This window comes from Pseudomonas sp. TKO26 (assembly GCF_003225665.1).
Taxonomy (GTDB): Bacteria; Pseudomonadota; Gammaproteobacteria; order Pseudomonadales; family Pseudomonadaceae; genus Aquipseudomonas; species Aquipseudomonas saponiphila.
Genome location: NZ_QKLN01000004.1, coordinates 153,899 through 168,382, shown reverse-complemented (window position 1 = coordinate 168,382; position 14,484 = coordinate 153,899). Strand labels below are relative to the sequence as shown.

The window sequence follows — 14,484 nt, the reverse complement described above, 5'->3', positions numbered from 1 at the left end:
CTTGATGGGGAGAATCCTAGCCAATCAGTCGCCGCTTGGCTCATTGGCAAACCTGATGCCAACGATTGGTTTTGGCTATAAGACCACCGTATTGATAGAAGAAACCTTTGATCACTGGCGCACAGGTTTCTCGTCGATCCGTGCCATGCCCATGAACGGATTGACCTCCAAGTAACGCATGGCGGACTTCATGTCCTTCCAACCGACATAGCTCATCAGCGACTTCAGATCCCATCCGCTGCGATGCGCCCAGGTGGCAAAGCCCCGGCGCAGGGAATGGCTGGTGTAGTGTTCGGCGGCGATACCGGCGCGCTCCAGGGCCTGGCGCAACAGGGGAATCACGCTGTTGGCATGCAAGCCCTGCTCACTCAGGTGGCCCCAGCGATCAATCCCGCGAAACACCGGTCCGCGCACCAGGGCCGCGGCATTGATCCATTCGATGTAGGCCTGCACCGGACACAAGCGTTGCAAGGCCGGCGTGTGAAAGGTACGACCCAGGTTGTCGCGGTCGTTCTTGCTGCGCGGCACATACAGGCTGATGCCGGATCCGGCGCTGGCCTGCACATGCTCGATCTGCAGGCGACACAGCTCATCACTGCGAAAGCCTCGCCAGAAACCCAGCAGGATCAACGCCCGATCGCGCAGCGCCCGCAACAGGTCGGCCTGACGTTCGTCGCCTCGGGCCGCCGCTGCCTCGCCATCGAGCCAGGCAATCACCCGCTCCAGATGCTGCAATTGCAATGGCTCGGCCTGTTTTTCGCGAACCGGGTGCACCGCGCGAATCCCCTTGAACACCTGACGCACCACCGGCGCCTTGGTCGGGTCGGCAAAGCCCTGGCTGTTGTGCCATTGGGCCAGGGCCGAGAGGCGCAACTTCAAGGTATTGATCGACAGCTCACCGGCGTAAGCCACCAGGTAGCGAGCCACGCTGTCCGCGGTGGCCGGCAGGAATCCGCCCCACTGCACCTCGAAGTGCTCGATGGCCGCCCGATAACTGCGGCGGGTGTTATCGCGGGTGGCGGCTTGCAGGTAACGATCCAGCTCACTCATGGCAACTCCCCTGAGACAGATGTACGGCGACCCGGAGCGAAAACCGACCGCCGCGCCCATCACAAGGGGTAATACTACAATATCCAATGTCAAATTTACGCTATCTGATGCGCATTTCTACCTGTACAATTATCGATAATTACATACCACGTATAACAGTATTAAATCGTCGGAGGACACATGGCTCGCGGAGGCATTAACAAAGCGGTGGTGAAAAAGGCGCGCCAGGCGATTCTTGCCCGCGGCGAGCACCCGAGCATCGACGCAGTACGCATAGAAATGGGCAATACCGGCTCAAAAACCACCATCCACCGCTACCTGAAAGAGCTCGACGATGGCAGCACTCGCCGGGAGGCCGGCCCGGTAGCGCTGGACGAGGAGCTCGGCGAACTGGTCGGGCGCCTGGCGCAGCGCCTCCAGGAACAAGCCCAGGAGCCCCTGGAACAGGCCCTCGCCCACTCCGAACAGCAGAAGCAGGCATTCGAGCAACAGTTGGAGCAAGCCCGGCGCACAGAGGAGCAGCTGCAACAGCAACTGCAAATCCAGGCCAGCGCCCTGGCCGGTGAAAGTGCCGCACTGCAAGACACCCGCTCGATGCTACAGAGCGAACAGACCCGCAATGCCGAGCTCAACCAGGCACTGAAGGACTACGACCTGCGCCTGGAAGACAAGGAGCAGCAGATCCGCTCCCTGGAAGACAAGCACCTGCACGCCCGGGATGCCCTGGAACACTACCGCGCTGCCAGCAAGGAACAGCGCGAGCAGGAGCAGCGCCGTCACGAAGGCCAGCTACAGCAGTTGCAGGCCGAACTGCGGCAAGCCCAGCAGAGCGCCCTGGTTCGCCAGGACGAAATCACTCAATTGCATCGCGACAACGAACGCCTGCTCAGCGAACAACGGGCCAGCCACAAGGAGCTCCAGCAAGCCCTGGATGCCGCCAGCAAGAGCGCAGCCCTGCAGGCACAACTGCGCGAACAGCTGACGCGCCTGGAGAACGCCAGCACCCTGCTGCAGGAACGCTTGCGTGTGGCTTCACAGGAGACCCAGGCACTCAGGGAAACAGCCGACGAGCAGACTCGCCTGAGCAAGCAGATGGAATTGCGCGCCGCCAAGGCCGAGGCCGGCCTCGAGGCGCTGCGCCTGGCCTCCGCCAGCAAGGCGAAGGCAGGCAAGAAAGCCGACTCCTGATCAGTCGGCGACAGGCGTGCGCATGGTAACGAACTCTTCGGCGGCGGTCGGGTGCACGCCGATGGTTTCGTCGAAATCACGCTTGGTCGCCCCGGCCTTCAGAGCAATCGCCAGCCCCTGGACGATTTCACCGGCGTCCGGCCCCACCATGTGGCAACCCAGCACTTTGTCGCTATCGGCATCCACCACCAGCTTCATCAAGGTACGTTCCTGGCAGTCGGTCAGGGTCAGCTTCATCGGCCGGAACCGGCTTTCGAAGATCTGCACCTTGTGCCCCGCTTCCCGCGCCTGCTCTTCGGTCAGACCAACAGTGCCGATATTCGGCAAGCTGAACACCGCCGTGGGGATCATCCGGTAGTCCACCGGGCGGTACTGCTCAGGCTTGAACAGGCGCCGAGCCACGGCCATGCCTTCGGCCAGGGCCACCGGGGTCAATTGCACGCGACCGATCACATCGCCAATCGCCAGGATCGATGGCTCGCTGCTCTGGTACTGCTCATCCACCTCGATAAAGCCACGCTTGTCGAGTTTGACCCCGGTGTTCTCCAGGCCCAGGTTGTCGAGCATCGGCCGGCGCCCGGTGGCGTAGAACACGCAGTCGGCGACCAGCTTGCGACCATCCTTGAGCGTGACCTCAAGGCTGCCGTCGGCCTGCTTGTCGATGCGCTCGATGTCCGCGTTGAACTGCAAGCCCAAGCCACGCTTGGTGAGCTCTTCCTGTAGATGCTTGCGCACCGCACCATCAAAGCCGCGCAGGAACAGATCGCCGCGATACAGCAGCTGGGTATCAGCACCCAGACCGTGGAAAATCCCGGCAAATTCCACCGCAATGTAACCACCGCCCACCACCAGCACGCGCTTGGGCAGCGCCTTGAGGAAGAAGGCCTCATTGGAGCTGATGGCATGCTCGCGCCCCGGGATGTCCGGAATCTGCGGCCAGCCGCCAGTGGCAATCAGGATGTGCCTGGCGGTATAGCGCTGGCCATTGACCTCCACCTGGTGCGGGTCGATCAGCTTGGCGTGGCCTTCGTGCAGGGTCACGCCACTGTTGACCAGCAGATTGCGGTAGATACCGTTGAGACGATTGATTTCGCGGTCCTTGTTGGCGATCAAGGTCGCCCAATCGAAATCTGCCTCGCCAAGGGACCAGCCGAAACCCGACGCCTGCTCGAAGTCTTCGGCAAAGTGTGCGCCGTACACCAGCAGTTTTTTCGGCACGCAACCGACGTTGACGCAGGTACCGCCCAGATAGCGGCTTTCGGCCACCGCAACTTTTGCGCCGAAGCCCGCCGCGAAGCGTGCGCAACGCACACCGCCGGAACCGGCGCCAATTACATAAAGATCAAAATCGTAGGCCATTTCACTCTCCCAGGCAGGCTGACAAGCATAACCGCAGATGGCGATCGGGTCAGCGCAGTGGATTGACATAAGGGCGCCCAATGAAAAAGCCACCCGAAGGTGGCTTTTTCCGACAAACCCGTGCAGCGACTATCAGTAAGCCTTGCCGGTCTTGTAGAAGTTCTCGAAGCAGAAGTTGGTCGCGTCGATGTAGCCTTCGGCGCCACCGCAGTCGAAACGCTTGCCCTTGAACTTGTAGGCCATCACGCAGCCGTTCTGCGCCTGTTTCATCAGGGCGTCGGTGATCTGGATTTCACCACCCTTGCCCGGCTCGGTCTGCTCGATCAGGTCGAAGATGTCCGGAGTCAGGATGTAACGACCGATGATCGCCAGGTTCGACGGCGCATCTTCCGGCTTTGGCTTCTCGACCATGCTGTGAACGCGGTAGATGTCGTCGCGGATCATCTCGCCGGCGATCACACCGTACTTGTTGGTTTCCTGCGGGTCGACTTCCTGGATGGCCACGATCGAGCAGCGGAACTGCTTGTACAGCTTGACCATCTGGGTCAGGACGCCGTCGCCTTCGAGGTTGACGCACAGGTCATCCGCCAGCACCACGGCGAACGGCTCATCGCCGATCAGTGGGCGGCCGGTCAGAATCGCGTGGCCCAGGCCTTTCATTTCAGTCTGGCGAGTGTAGGAGAACGAGCACTCGTCCAGCAGTTTGCGGATACCAACCAGGTATTTCTCCTTGTCGGTGCCCTTGATCTGGTTTTCCAACTCGTAACTGATGTCGAAGTGGTCTTCGAGGGCGCGCTTGCCACGGCCGGTCACGATGGAGATTTCATTCAATCCGGCATCCAGCGCTTCTTCAACGCCGTACTGGATCAGTGGCTTGTTCACCACCGGCAGCATTTCTTTAGGCATGGCTTTAGTCGCTGGCAGGAAGCGAGTACCGTAACCGGCTGCTGGGAACAAGCATTTCTTGATCATATGAGTCCTTAAAAAGGCTGTGCGTGCGAGTTTCGGCGCAGTCTAATCAGGCGGCGTGCACCTTACAATGCCCCGCGCTGGCTAACCGCTGCCATCATAGAGAAATAAAGCGCCAGATAGTTCCGTAGCATCCATCAGTTAGCGCTCAAGGTTACCCCCCATACCCTCGCAGGCCTTGAAATCCGGCGTCTGCACGCCGAGCCCAGGCACCGGGCGGACATCCGAGCGTAGCGTCCCCCAATACCCTCCCAGAGCCTCCGCCAGGCGTGACTGATGGCACCGTTAATAGCCTTCGGCCACCCCCTTGAGCAGTTCGCGGAATATCCCGTCTATCGAGTGGCGGCACTTTTCAGCGGCGACGATGGACTAAGGGGATGCGCTGTACCGAAATGGCCATTGGCTATAGCATCGCGACACTGATGCACAGCCCCAAGATTCCCTCTTCTGCAGACGACAAAATCCCCATGAACAGACTTCTCGCAGTCACCGCGGTACTGGCCCTGACCGGATGTGCCACCGCCTCCAATACTTACCTGGCCAATGGCGAACAGGGCCTGAGCATCGATTGCTCCGGAGAGGCCGGCTCCTGGGCCAGCTGCTATGAAAAAGCCGATGCTTCCTGCGCCGGTACCGGCTATCGGATCGTCAGCACCGATGGCACCCCCGCCCCCAAGGAAAGCGACAAGACCCTGGGCGTCGATGTCGGCAACTACAAGAGCCGCAGCGTGGTGGTGGTCTGCAAGTAGCGGACAGATGCCCGCTACATATGAATTTCAGCGAACTTGATGCCCAGGCCACGAATGGTTTCGATCAAGTCGTCGAGGCGGGCAAAGGACTCCACCTCGTCGCTGTCATCCACCAGAAAATAGCTGCGCCCGGCGCTTTTCTTGAAAAACACGATCCACTCCCCGGAATTGGCCGGGTTCTGGATCACATGGGTGGCAGAGATCGAGCCCTCTGCATGCTTTTCCCTGACGTCTTCCCGCTTCATGCTCTCTCCCAAAAAAACGATGCCGCCAAGGCGTGAGCCCTGGCGGCATCGGTAACGATAGGCGCTAGTTTATCGGATGCCCTGGCCGATCAGCACGCCCTCTACGGTCTGACCGTACAAATTTACCCCGTCATTGGCGTGAAACTTGACCCGAGTCTTCTCGATCGAGCCCTCCACCAGACGCGGATCCTGAGGCCGTTCATGGCTGTTGACGAAGGCTGCCACGTCCCAAGCCTGCTGATCGCTCAAGCTGCCACCCTGGCCCAGTGGCATGTTGTGCTTGATGAAGGACGCCGCCGTATTGATCCGGTGCATCCCCGCCCCCCAGTTGTAGGAATCCTTGCCCCACAGCGGCGGCATCACGTAATCGGCCCCGACCTTCTGTCCCTGCCCCTGTTCGCCATGGCAGACCGCGCATTGCGCCTGATACACCGCCGCGCCCTGCTTCAGGTCATACCCCTTGGCCGGCTGGGCCACGTCGGGATACCCCCGCCCCGGCAGTTCCACACCCAGTGGCGCCTTGCTCGCCAGCCAGTAGGCATACACCGATAGCGCGGTTATCTCCGGACTGTCGGCCGCCGGCGGCTGACCACCGTTCATGCTGAACTGGAAACAACCCTGCAAGCGTTCGGCGAAGGTGTTCACCTTGTCGTTCTTCTTGCGGTAGGCGGGGTACATCGGATAGGCGCCCCACAGCGGCGCGGAGTTGGCCAGGCGCCCCTGATCGAGGTGGCAGTTGCTGCAATTGAGTCCATTGCCCACGTATTGCGGCGCGCGGCGCTTGGTGTCGACAAACAGCGCATGGCCCTCGCGCACCAGCTTGCCGTAGGCATTGTCCGGCAACTCGCTTTCGGCAGGCGGCCTGAAGTACTCGGCCCGGGGCGAAGCGCTTGGTGCCGGTATCTGCGACTGATCTTCCATGGCAATGCCGGCGGCTTGTACCTGGGCGGCGAGCAACGCCAGCAACGGCCCGGCAATCAATAGTTTCATGGCCGCGCCTCCTGGGTTTTCAATTGCGCAAAGTAGTCCGCCACCGCCGTGACCTCGTCGCCAGTCAGGGATTTGGCGACATGCCCCATCAGGTCATTGGGATCGTTGTGACGAGTGCCGTCGCGCCAGGCGTTCAACTGAGCCACCAGGTAGCTGGCGGGCTGCCCGGCAAGCGGCGGAAATGCCACGCCCACACCGACACCACCCGGCCCGTGACAGCTGACGCACTCGGGCACCTGACGCTCCCAGGCACCGCGCAGGGCCAGGCGCTCGCCAACGCCGCTGGCGCTCTGGCTGCGGTGGGTCTGCAGGGTCTGTGGTCCAGGCATCGCCGCCAGGGTCGCGGTGACCGCGGTGATTTCCTCTTCGCTCAAGGCCTTGGCCAGGGGCTGCATCACCGGGTTGTTGCGGGCGCCACTGCGAAAATCATGCAACTGCTTGGCCAGGTAGCCCGCCGGCAACCCCGCCAGGCGCGGAAAGCCGGCAGGCGCCAGGCCCATTGCATCAGCACCGTGACAAGCCAGACAGGCCGTCGCCCCTGGCTGGGCGCCACCCTGGGTGAACACCTTCTGGCCGTCGACGGCAGAGGCAGATTGTATGAACAGCAGCATCAGGCCGCTCAACAGCATCCGATCCAGTGGGATCATATGTACTCCATTATTCTAGCTATATGCTTAGACCCAGCCGGCATAAGCACACAAATAGTAGGGCAATAGATCCACTGCGACAATGCAAAACAGGCGCCTGTGCACTGCAGGCAGGCCGCTGTCGCACCGCACGGGCGCGGCCTTGCCGGGCGGCTTGAACCGGCCAGCGCCTGCGGCACCGGCGAAGAAAGAGAAGCCAGGACACGCCTGGGCCCGCACGCTCAACCGGAGATGCAGGCCTCCCCGGCCTTGTGCACGTCCTGAGGACGCAAGGGGTTGTTGGACATCTGTTCGTGCAGCTTGATGCTGCTGCCCCCGGAGCGTTCATCGATGTAGAACACCGCCGCCGGAGCCGACGACAGGCTCTGGGGCACGATCACCCGATACCCGCCCTTGTGCGGCTCGACCTGCAACGCACCGCGGCTGCCGGAGAGCTTGCCGCTCAGGCACTGGACGTACTCCTGGGGCTTCTTGCCGGAGATCACGCTCAGGGTCGGCGGCGTCTGGTTGATGTCCGAAACCGTCGCACAGCCACTGATGGCCAACACCACAATCCACGCCCAGCGTTTCATAGCAAAACTCCAATAAATGTCCCTCCGACAGCAACGGCGCTGTTTTTCTCCGGAGGCACGGCTTTATCGCCGATAAAAATCCAAATAACTGTTTTAAATTGTCAAACCCCGACGCGGGGGCCGAATAATACCCCGTCGGGCCTGATAAACTGCGCCATCGCCCACGCACCTGTTTTGGTTTTTTGTAGCTATAGCCCTTCTGGAGGCGCCCATGAAATTCATCCACCAGCGCGAGCACCTGAACGAAGACGATATCGTCGTCATCGAATGCTCCCAGGTCTGCAACATTCGCCTGATGAGCGACGCCAACTTCCGCAGTTTCAAGAATGGCGGCCGCCACACCTATCACGGCGGTGCTTTCGACAAGTTTCCGGCGAAAATCACCGCACCCAGCACCGGCTTCTGGAATATCACCATCGACACGGTCAATCGGCGCCCGATCAGCGTGACCCGCAAGCCGAACCTGAGCCACTCGATCCGCATCATTCGCCGCTCCAGCTCGAAACTGCGTTAAGCCACAGCCCTTCTGCGCCAACAGGTAATCCCGTGTCTCAGACCACCAAGTACGTCATCAAATACAAGCTCAACGGTGAGCGCCGCTTCGAATTCGCCCAGTTGCAAAACGGCACCCAGGAAGAGGCCCGGGCCGCCCTCGAAGCCCTGCATGGTCAGTCCGGCGACGTAATCAGCGACGTCAGCGTCAGCAAGGCCCTGTAATTCCCCCACCCCGGATTCGAGCGCAAGCAGCGGAGTGTGCACTGGCCGACCGAGCCCCAGACTGCCCGGTATCTTTCCGGCCCAGGAACACTCGTGCCATGCCCGCTTCCTCGCTTCACCAGCGTCTGCAGCAACTGGACTGGGCCCGCATCGCGCAGGCCCTGGACCAGGACGGCTGCGCCCGCCTCGAAGGCCTGTTGACGGCCCAGCAATGCCAGGCCCTCTGCGACCTGTATCCGCAGCCCGAACTGTTCCGTTCGAAAGTGCTGATGGCCCGCCATGGTTTCGGCCGCGGTCAGTACCAGTATTTTCGCTATCCGCTGCCCGAACCGGTGGCGCAACTGCGCCAGCAGCTCTATCCCCATCTGGTGGAGCAGGCCAACCGCTGGAACCAGAACATGAACCTCGACGTCCGCTACCCGGCAGAACATTCGGCATTCATCCAGCGCTGTCACGCCGCTGGCCAGTTGCGCCCCACGCCACTGTTGCTGCAATACGGTCCCGAGGACTACAACTGCCTGCACCAGGATCTGTATGGCGAGCAGGTGTTTCCCTTGCAGGCGGTGTTCATGCTGTCCCGACCCGGAACCGACTTCAGCGGCGGCGAACTGGTGCTCACCGAGCAGCGCCCGCGCATGCAATCCCGGCCACAGGTCATTGGTCTGAAGCAAGGTGATGGGCTGGTTTTTGCCGTGCATCATCGGCCGGTAAAAGGTGCGCGCGGGCATTATCGGGTGACCCTGCGCCACGGGGTCAGCCGCGTGCACAGCGGCCAGCGCCACACCCTTGGAGTGATCTTTCACGATGCCTTGTAACCCTGACGCCCCTGCCAATCTCGGGCTCTTTGCCGAAAGCGACCTGCTGCAGCCGGCACGTACCGAGGTGCTGGGGGCCCAGGCCCGGGTCTTGCGCGGCTTTGCCCTGCCCTGGATCGAACGCCTGCTGCCCAGGCTCGACGAAGTGCTGGCAGCAGCGCCCTTTCGCCAGATGATGACGCCGGGCGGCCATACCATGTCCGTCGGTTTGAGCAGCTGCGGCGCGCTGGGCTGGACCACCGACCGCAGCGGCTACCGTTACAGCGCCATCGACCCGCAAAGCCTGCGGCCCTGGCCGGCAATGCCCGAGGTGTTCCGGCAACTGGCCGAGCACGCGGCACAAGCCGCCGGCTTCCACGACTTCAATCCCGACTCCTGCCTGATCAACTGCTACCGCCCCGGCGCGAAAATGTCCCTGCACCAGGACAGGAACGAACGCGACTTCAACGCGCCCATTGTTTCCCTGTCCCTGGGGCTGCCGGCGATCTTCCTGTTCGGCGGCCAGCAGCGCAGCGACAAGAGCCAGCGGGTGCCTCTGCTCCATGCCGACGTGGTGGTCTGGGGCGGTGTCGATCGCCTGCGCTATCACGGAGTGCTGCCGCTCAAGGACGGCACTCACCCGGAGCTTGGCCGACAGCGGATCAACCTGACCTTTCGCCATGCCGGTTGAAAGCGGGAATTCAAGCGCAAGCCGCGGAGTGCCGGACAAGCCCCAGGGGGTTAATCTGGCCGCCACTTCCGGCCGAGGACCGATCATGAATGCCCCATCGCGCAAACAGCGCATCGAACAGGACCCACGCTGGCAGGCCGTGCTCAAGCGCGACGCCAGCGCCGATGCGAGCTTCGTCTACGCCGTGCGCACCACAGGCGTGTACTGCCGCCCCAGCAGCCTGTCGCGACGGCCGAAAGCGGAAAACGTCGAGTTCTTCGACAGCGCCGAACAAGCCGAAGCCGCAGGCTATCGGCCGAGCAAACGCCAGGCCAGCGACCAGACCCAGGTCGCCGCTCACCACGCGGCGATGGTGGCCGAAGCCTGTCGACAGATCGAGCGCGCCGAATCGGCCCCCAGCCTGGAGCAACTGGCGCGGCACGCGGGCATGAGCAGCTACCACTTCCACCGGGTGTTCAAGGCCGCCACCGGACTCACGCCGCGGGGCTATGCCAGCGCGCAACGCTCACGCAAAGTCCGCCACCACCTGGAGAACGGCCACTCGGTAACCGACGCCTTGTACGACGCCGGTTTCAATTCCAACAGCCGCTTCTATGAGGCCGCCGACCAATTGCTGGGCATGAAACCCAGCGATTACCGCGCCGGCGGCCCCAACACCGATATCCGCTTTGCCGTGGGCCAGTGCTCCCTGGGGGCGATCCTGGTGGCCCGGAGCGAGCGCGGGGTATGCGCCATCCTCCTGGGGGACGACCCCAACCAGTTGCTGGAGCAACTGCAAGACAAGTTTCCTCGGGCCAATCTGTTGGGGGCCGACGCGGATTTCGAGCGTCTGGTGGCCCGGGTGGTAGGCTTTATCGAAGCGCCGGCGATTGGCCTGGACCTGCCCCTGGACCTGCGCGGCACCGCGTTCCAGGAACGGGTGTGGCAGGCCCTGCAGAGCATTCCCGCCGGCAGCACCGCCAGCTACGCCGAGATCGCCCAGCGCATCGGCGCGCCCAAGTCCATGCGAGCGGTGGCCCAGGCCTGTGCAGCCAACTGCCTGGCGGTGGCCATCCCCTGCCACCGGGTGGTGCGCAGCGACGGCAGCCTTTCCGGCTACCGCTGGGGAGTGGAGCGCAAGCGTCAGTTGCTGGAGCGCGAAGCGCTGCCCGAGTCCTGAATCCCGATGTAGATGGCCACCGAGTCGGGGCTGGTATAGACCTCGAAATCCGTGGCGAAGGCGCGACGGACCTCAGGATTGTCCTGGAAGTAGGCCCAGATCAGGCCCCAGGCCTGGATCACGCAATCGGGCATCGCGCCCTGGGCGCTGAACACCAGGTAGTCACCGCCCTGGATCTGCACGCTGGGGTAGTCGGCGCTGGCATCACTCACCGCCACTCCGGCCATCACGTCGAACGCCCCAGAGGCATCGGACTCGTAGTTGGAATAGACCCCGTAGACGAACGAGTCCGGTTGCCGCAAGGCAATCTTGTTGAACAGGTCTTCGACATAAAAACGTTGCCACATCGGCCCGATCCGGGCGCTGTCCGCCTGTTGCTCCGCCGCGTTGCGGGTCCGTGCTTGCAGGCCTGCAACGCGAAAGGGCCGTACTTCGCGCAGTTTTACATCCATGGTCAGCATTCCTTTATGGGGCGGTGAGGAAAAATATCCGCCGCAGTCTAGCGTCGGATCGGCGCCACCGACAGCCGTCGGCAGTGGCCGCTGCATCCATTGCCAGTACCCGATATTGAGCCTCTGCTGAAAAAGTCGGCTGGCCTCGGGTCGGGTTCTCCTGCTAAAAACCATGAGCCTCATTGTCCAATCCCGCCGACGGAGAATTCTTGCAAATGAGCCAATGGACTGATCGCCGCCTGTTAGACCTGCTGGGTATCGACCTCCCCATCATTCAAGGGCCACTGGCAGGGGTCACCGGTGCTGCCATGGTGATCGGGGTCTGCCGGGCTGGCGCCCTGGGCTCCCTGCCCTGCGCCATGCTCGGCCCCGAACAGATTCGCCTGGAAGTCCAGGCCATCCGTGCGGCCACCCGCAATCCGCTGAACCTGAACTTCTTCTGCCACCAGATGCCCGCCGTCGATGTCGAACGCGAAGCCCGCTGGAAAGAAACCCTGAAGCCCTACTACCAGGAGCTGGGGGCGGACTTCGACGCCCCGACGCCGGTCAGCAACCGCGCGCCCTTCGATGAAACCAGTTGCCAACTGGTCGAAGAACTGCGACCCGAGGTGGTGAGTTTTCACTTCGGCCTGCCGGACCCGGCCCTGCTGGATCGGGTCAAAGCCACCGGGGCCAGGATTCTGTCCTCCGCCAGCACCGTCGATGAAGCGCTCTGGCTGGAAGCCCGCGGCTGCGACGCGATCATCGCCATGGGCTACGAAGCCGGCGGCCATCGGGCCATGTTCCTCAGCGACGATCTGAACACCCAGGTCGGCACCATGGCCCTGGTGCCGCAGATCGTCGACGCGGTGCAACTGCCGGTCATTGCCACGGGCGGCATCGGCGATGCCCGGGGCATCGTCGCGGCGCTGGCACTGGGCGCCTCGGCAGCGCAGCTGGGCACGGCCTACCTGTTCACCCCGGAGGCCAAGGTCAGCGCCGCCCACCATCACGCGCTGCGCCACGCCAAGGAGAGCCAGACCGCGTTGACCAACCTGTTCACCGGCCGCCCGGCCCGGGGCATCGTCAACCGGGTAATGCGTGAAATCGGCCCCATGAGCCCGCTGGCACCGGCCTTCCCCCGGGCCGGAGGCGCCTTGATGCCGCTCAGGGCCAAGGACGAGGCGGACTTTGCCAACCTCTGGTCCGGCCAGGCCCTGCGCCTGGGGGTGGAGCTACCGTCCTACGAGCTGACCTTGCGCCTGGCCGAACAGACGCTAGCCCAGTTGCGCAGACGCTGAGGAACAGGGCCGCGACTTCGGTCGCGGCCCTGCGCATGGGGGCCGATTCACAGTTCCGCTTGCCGGCGATTCGCTATATATTCCGCTATACAGCGCTTGACCTCGCCTGCCTGCACGGGCCCTGCAATCGCCGCTCGCGCCCATTCTTCCTTCCCCCCACTGGAGCTGTTTGATGAACCTTCGCGCCTCAGGTTTTGCCCCGACCGGCCTTGCCGCCCTGCTCGCCGTCTTCGCTTTGGGCACGGCCCAAGCCGCCGAAGTCCAGGTGGCGGTAGCCGCCAACTTCACCGCGCCGATCCAGGCCATAGCCGCCGACTTCGAAAAGGACACCGGCCACAAACTGGTGGCCGCCTACGGGGCCACCGGGCAGTTCTATACCCAGATCAAGAATGGCGCGCCCTTCGAAGTCTTTCTCTCGGCCGACGACAGCGCCCCGCAGAAGCTCGAAAGCGAAGGCGATACCGTCAAGGGCTCGCGCTTCACCTATGCCATCGGCACCCTAGCCCTGTGGTCGGCCAAGCAGGGATATGTCGACAGCAAGGGCCAGGTCCTCAAGGACAACCAGTACCAGCACCTGTCCATCGCCAATCCCAAGGCCGCGCCATATGGCCTGGCCGCGACCCAGGTCCTGGCCAAGCTGGGCCTGAGCGACCAGGTCAAGGACAAGCTTGTCGAAGGCCAGAACATCACCCAGGCCTACCAGTTCGTCTCCACCGGCAACGCCGAACTGGGTTTTGTCGCCTTGTCACAGATCTACAAGGACGGCAAAGTCAGCAGCGGCTCGGCCTGGATAGTGCCTGCCCAGATGCATGACCCGATCAAGCAGGACGCGGTGATCCTCAACAAGGGCAAGGACAACCCGGCCGCCCAGGCGCTGGTCGACTACCTCAAGGGTCCGAAAGCCGCCGCCATCATCCAGTCCTACGGTTATCAACTGTAAATGAGCCTGTCGAGTGCCGATTTTTCCGCCATCTGGCTGACCCTGAAACTGGCGTCCCTGACCACGCTGATCCTGCTGGTGGTCGGCACTCCGATTGCCCTGTGGCTGTCGCGCACCCGTTCCTGGTTGCGCGGGCCGGTCGGTGCCGTGGTGGCCCTGCCCCTGGTGCTGCCACCCACGGTGATCGGTTTCTACCTGCTGCTGGCCCTCGGGCCCAACGGCTTTTTCGGCCAGCTCACCCAATCCCTGGGCTTGGGCACCCTGACCTTCAGCTTCAGCGGCCTGGTGCTGGGCTCGGTGATCTATTCCATGCCCTTCGTCGTACAACCGCTGCAGAACGCCTTTTCCGCCATCGGCAGTCGCCCGCTGGAGGTCGCCGCCACCTTGCGCGCCGGCCCCTGGGACAGTTTTTTCACGGTGATCCTGCCCCTGGCGCGGCCGGGCTTCATCACCGCCTCGATCCTCGGCTTTGCCCACACCGTCGGCGAGTTCGGCGTGGTGCTGATGATCGGCGGCAACATTCCCGACAAGACCCGGGTGGTCTCGGTGCAGATCTACGACCACGTCGAAGCCATGGAGTATGCCCAAGCCCACTGGCTGGCCGGAGCCATGCTGGTGTTCTCGTTTCTGGTGCTGCTGGCGTTGTATTCCAGCCGCAAGACCAAAGCCGGCTGGAGCTGAG

18 protein-coding genes are annotated in these 14,484 nt (G+C 62.8%); 10 read left to right on the top strand and 8 right to left on the bottom strand.

The genetic code is table 11. From position 1 onward, the window contains the following. Positions 1-111: 111 nt before the first annotated feature. Positions 112-1,050, bottom strand: a complete 939-nt coding sequence (locus DNK59_RS07915; protein ID WP_110722836.1) for a site-specific integrase — start codon at positions 1,048-1,050, stop codon at positions 112-114. Positions 1,051-1,230: 180 nt separating this feature from the next. On the opposite strand from DNK59_RS07915, the gene DNK59_RS07910 reads away from it, so the two are divergent. Continuing rightward, complete coding sequence (locus DNK59_RS07910; RefSeq protein WP_110722835.1) at positions 1,231-2,238, top strand: DNA-binding protein; 1,008 nt, start codon at positions 1,231-1,233, stop codon at positions 2,236-2,238. Here the strand turns inward: DNK59_RS07910 and gorA are convergent, their stop codons facing one another. After that, the gene (gene gorA / locus DNK59_RS07905; protein ID WP_110722834.1) at positions 2,239-3,597 is read right to left on the bottom strand and encodes a glutathione-disulfide reductase; all 1,359 of its coding nucleotides are present in this window, start codon (positions 3,595-3,597) and stop codon (positions 2,239-2,241) included. 132 nt (positions 3,598-3,729) lie between these two features. Continuing rightward, positions 3,730-4,569 (bottom strand): UTP--glucose-1-phosphate uridylyltransferase GalU, encoded by an 840-nt coding sequence (gene galU, locus DNK59_RS07900; RefSeq protein ID WP_011061681.1) that lies wholly within the window; start codon positions 4,567-4,569, stop codon positions 3,730-3,732. Positions 4,570-5,033: 464 nt separating this feature from the next. Here galU and DNK59_RS07895 point away from each other — a divergent pair, with 464 nt between their 5' ends. Continuing rightward, on the top strand, positions 5,034-5,315 hold the full coding sequence (locus DNK59_RS07895) for a hypothetical protein (protein ID WP_016964160.1): 282 nt from the start codon (positions 5,034-5,036) through the stop codon (positions 5,313-5,315). 14 nt (positions 5,316-5,329) lie between these two features. Here the strand turns inward: DNK59_RS07895 and DNK59_RS07890 are convergent, their stop codons facing one another. The 4 genes from DNK59_RS07890 to DNK59_RS07875 all read right to left on the bottom strand — a co-directional run bounded on the left by DNK59_RS07890 (position 5,330) and on the right by DNK59_RS07875 (position 7,769). Beyond that, entirely contained in the window at positions 5,330-5,560 is a 231-nt protein-coding gene (locus DNK59_RS07890; RefSeq protein ID WP_092314212.1) for a hypothetical protein, read from the bottom strand. 69 nt (positions 5,561-5,629) lie between these two features. Further along, complete coding sequence (locus DNK59_RS07885) at positions 5,630-6,481, bottom strand: c-type cytochrome (RefSeq protein WP_371920270.1); 852 nt, start codon at positions 6,479-6,481, stop codon at positions 5,630-5,632. A 65-nt stretch (positions 6,482-6,546) separates the two neighbouring features. Continuing rightward, complete coding sequence (locus tag DNK59_RS07880; RefSeq protein WP_110722832.1) at positions 6,547-7,197, bottom strand: cytochrome c; 651 nt, start codon at positions 7,195-7,197, stop codon at positions 6,547-6,549. Positions 7,198-7,418: 221 nt separating this feature from the next. Next, positions 7,419-7,769, bottom strand: a complete 351-nt coding sequence (locus DNK59_RS07875; RefSeq protein ID WP_110722831.1) for a hypothetical protein — start codon at positions 7,767-7,769, stop codon at positions 7,419-7,421. A 211-nt stretch (positions 7,770-7,980) separates the two neighbouring features. Here DNK59_RS07875 and DNK59_RS07870 point away from each other — a divergent pair, with 211 nt between their 5' ends. The 5 genes from DNK59_RS07870 (at position 7,981) to ada (ending at position 11,130) form a co-directional block, all read left to right on the top strand. Further along, a complete protein-coding gene (locus DNK59_RS07870) occupies positions 7,981-8,283 on the top strand; it encodes a DUF1883 domain-containing protein (RefSeq protein WP_016964155.1) in 303 nt (100 codons plus the stop codon). Positions 8,284-8,315: 32 nt separating this feature from the next. Then, positions 8,316-8,486, top strand: coding sequence for a hypothetical protein (locus DNK59_RS31910; protein WP_092314204.1), 171 nt, complete (start codon positions 8,316-8,318; stop codon positions 8,484-8,486). A gap of 98 nt (positions 8,487-8,584) precedes the next feature. Next, on the top strand, positions 8,585-9,301 hold the full coding sequence (locus tag DNK59_RS07865; protein ID WP_110722830.1) for a 2OG-Fe(II) oxygenase: 717 nt from the start codon (positions 8,585-8,587) through the stop codon (positions 9,299-9,301). Continuing rightward, a complete protein-coding gene (gene alkB, locus DNK59_RS07860) occupies positions 9,291-9,971 on the top strand; it encodes a DNA oxidative demethylase AlkB (protein WP_110722829.1) in 681 nt (226 codons plus the stop codon). Before DNK59_RS07865 ends, alkB begins: the two co-directional genes overlap by 11 nt. 85 nt (positions 9,972-10,056) lie before the next feature. Further along, on the top strand, positions 10,057-11,130 hold the full coding sequence (gene ada / locus DNK59_RS07855; protein WP_092314198.1) for a bifunctional DNA-binding transcriptional regulator/O6-methylguanine-DNA methyltransferase Ada: 1,074 nt from the start codon (positions 10,057-10,059) through the stop codon (positions 11,128-11,130). Here the strand turns inward: ada and DNK59_RS07850 are convergent. Then, positions 11,094-11,582, bottom strand: coding sequence for a GyrI-like domain-containing protein (locus DNK59_RS07850; protein ID WP_110722828.1), 489 nt, complete (start codon positions 11,580-11,582; stop codon positions 11,094-11,096). The two genes, ada and DNK59_RS07850, sit on opposite strands and share 37 nt — an antisense overlap. A 215-nt stretch (positions 11,583-11,797) precedes the next feature. On the opposite strand from DNK59_RS07850, the gene DNK59_RS07845 reads away from it, so the two are divergent. The 3 genes from DNK59_RS07845 (at position 11,798) to modB (ending at position 14,483) form a co-directional block, all read left to right on the top strand. Further along, positions 11,798-12,862: a nitronate monooxygenase family protein gene (locus DNK59_RS07845; RefSeq protein ID WP_092314194.1), complete on the top strand. Its 1,065-nt coding sequence runs from the start codon at positions 11,798-11,800 to the stop codon at positions 12,860-12,862. 172 nt (positions 12,863-13,034) lie between these two features. Further along, the gene (gene modA, locus DNK59_RS07840; protein WP_110722827.1) at positions 13,035-13,802 is read left to right on the top strand and encodes a molybdate ABC transporter substrate-binding protein; all 768 of its coding nucleotides are present in this window, start codon (positions 13,035-13,037) and stop codon (positions 13,800-13,802) included. After that, positions 13,803-14,483: a molybdate ABC transporter permease subunit gene (gene modB, locus DNK59_RS07835; RefSeq protein ID WP_092314190.1), complete on the top strand. Its 681-nt coding sequence runs from the start codon at positions 13,803-13,805 to the stop codon at positions 14,481-14,483. Position 14,484 lies beyond the last annotated feature (1 nt).